The organism is Crenobacter sp. CS_VA4, assembly GCF_055597485.1.
Window position 1 is genome coordinate 1 of sequence record NZ_JBVMAE010000062.1, and the last position, 2851, is coordinate 2851.

General features: G+C 53.3%; 1 rRNA gene. It reads left to right on the forward strand.

Annotation, left to right across the window (positions count from 1 at the left end):
* A 23S ribosomal RNA gene (locus ACZ2IA_RS22610) occupies positions 1-2792 on the forward strand; the annotation flags it as partial.
* Positions 2793-2851: the final 59 nt, after the last annotated feature.

The following is a 2851-nucleotide window of genomic DNA, read 5'->3' on the forward strand; positions in this document are numbered from 1 at the left end:
GATATCCGAATGGGGAAACCCGGCCCTTAGGGGTCACCGCTGCCTGAACACATAGGGCAGAGGGAGCGAACGCGGTGAACTGAAACATCTAAGTAACCGCAGGAAAAGAAATCAACCGAGATTCCGTCAGTAGTGGCGAGCGAACGCGGAAGAGCCTGTACGTGATAGCCGTTGTGCTAGGAGAACACCCTGGAAAGGGTGGCCATAGTGGGTGATAGCCCCGTATCCGAAAGCAGAATGGTGGTACTGAGCGTACGACAAGTAGGGCGGGACACGCGAAATCCTGTCTGAAGATGGGGGGACCATCCTCCAAGGCTAAATACTCGTGATCGACCGATAGTGAACCAGTACCGTGAGGGAAAGGCGAAAAGAACCCCGGGAGGGGAGTGAAATAGAACCTGAAACCGGATGCATACAAACAGTGGGAGCCCTTGAAAAATGGGGTGACTGCGTACCTTTTGTATAATGGGTCAGCGACTTACGTTCAGTAGCGAGCTTAACCGAATAGGGGAGGCGTAGGGAAACCGAGTCCGAATAGGGCGCTTTAGTTGCTGGGCGTAGACCCGAAACCGGGTGATCTATCCATGGCCAGGATGAAGGTGCGGTAACACGCACTGGAGGTCCGAACCCACTAATGTTGCAAAATTAGGGGATGAGCTGTGGATAGGGGTGAAAGGCTAAACAAACCCGGAGATAGCTGGTTCTCCCCGAAAACTATTTAGGTAGTGCCTCACGTATCACTCTTGGGGGTAAAGCACTGTTATGGCTAGGGGGTCATTGCGACTTACCAAACCATGGCAAACTCTGAATACCAAGAAGTGTCAGCGTGGGAGACAGACGGTGGGTGCTAACGTCCATCGTCAAGAGGGAAACAACCCAGACCGCCAGCTAAGGTCCCCAATGATAAGCTAAGTGGTAAACGAAGTGGGAAGGCTTAGACAGCCAGGATGTTGGCTTAGAAGCAGCCATCATTTAAAGAAAGCGTAATAGCTCACTGGTCGAGTCGTCCTGCGCGGAAGATGTAACGGGGCTCAAGCTTATAACCGAAGCTGCGGATGGGCACGGTCAAACGTGTCCGTGGTAGGGGAGCGTTCTGTAGGTCTGTGAAGGTGGCTCGTAAGGGCTGCTGGAGATATCAGAAGTGCGAATGCTGACATGAGTAGCGATAAAGCGGGTGAAAAGCCCGCTCGCCGAAAGCCCAAGGTTTCCTACGCAACGTTCATCGGCGTAGGGTGAGTCGGCCCCTAAGGCGAGGCAGAAATGCGTAGTCGATGGGAAACGGGTTAACATTCCCGTACTTTTGTATGGTGCGATGTGGGGACGGAGAAGGTTAGGTCAGCGGCCTGTTGGACTAGGTCGTTCAAGCCGGTAGGTGGTTAGGGTAGGCAAATCCGCCCTTTCATTCAACACCGAGACGTGATAACGAGGGTCTACGGACCTGAAGTGACTGATACCACGCTTCCAGGAAAAGCCACTAAGCTTCAGCCATACAAGAACCGTACCGCAAACCGACACAGGTGGGCAGGATGAAAATTCTAAGGCGCTTGAGAGAACTCAGGAGAAGGAACTCGGCAAATTGATACCGTAACTTCGGGAGAAGGTATGCCCCTGTAGCGTGTAGTGACTTGCTCACGAAGCGCGAAGGGGTCGCAGAGAATCGGTGGCTGCGACTGTTTATTAAAAACACAGCACTGTGCCAACACGAAAGTGGACGTATACGGTGTGACGCCTGCCCGGTGCTGGAAGGTTAAGTGAAGGGGTGCAAGCTCTGGATCGAAGCCCCAGTAAACGGCGGCCGTAACTATAACGGTCCTAAGGTAGCGAAATTCCTTGTCGGGTAAGTTCCGACCCGCACGAATGGCGTAACGATGGCCACACTGTCTCCTCCTGAGACTCAGCGAAGTTGAAGTGTTTGTGAAGATGCAATCTACCCGCTGCTAGACGGAAAGACCCCGTGAACCTTTACTGTAGCTTTGCATTGGACTTTGAACAGACTTGTGTAGGATAGGTGGGAGGCTATGAAGCCAGGACGCTAGTTCTGGTGGAGCCGTCCTTGAAATACCACCCTGGTGTGTTTGAGGTTCTAACCTTGGTCCGTGATCCGGATCGGGGACAGTGCATGGTAGGCAGTTTGACTGGGGCGGTCTCCTCCCAAAGTGTAACGGAGGAGTTCGAAGGTTACCTAGGTACGGTCGGAAATCGTGCTGATAGTGCAATGGCAAAAGGTAGCTTAACTGCGAGACTGACACGTCGAGCAGGTGCGAAAGCAGGACATAGTGATCCGGTGGTTCTGTATGGAAGGGCCATCGCTCAACGGATAAAAGGTACTCCGGGGATAACAGGCTGATTCCGCCCAAGAGTTCACATCGACGGCGGAGTTTGGCACCTCGATGTCGGCTCATCACATCCTGGGGCTGTAGCCGGTCCCAAGGGTATGGCTGTTCGCCATTTAAAGTGGTACGTGAGCTGGGTTTAAAACGTCGTGAGACAGTTTGGTCCCTATCTGCAGTGGGCGTTGGAAGTTTGACGGGGGCTGCTCCTAGTACGAGAGGACCGGAGTGGACGAACCTCTGGTGTACCGGTTGTCACGCCAGTGGCATTGCCGGGTAGCTAAGTTCGGAAGAGATAACCGCTGAAAGCATCTAAGCGGGAAACTCGCCTGAAGATGAGACTTCCCTAGGGCCTTGAGCCCTCTGAAGAGTCGTTCGAGACCAGGACGTTGATAGGTCGGGTGTGGAAGCGCTGTGAGGCGTGAAGCTAACCGATACTAATTGCTCGTGAGGCTTGATCCTATCATTTGAGGTACTTTGCGGTGCAAAGTGACCGAGTGAGTGCGACGAGACGCAATCAA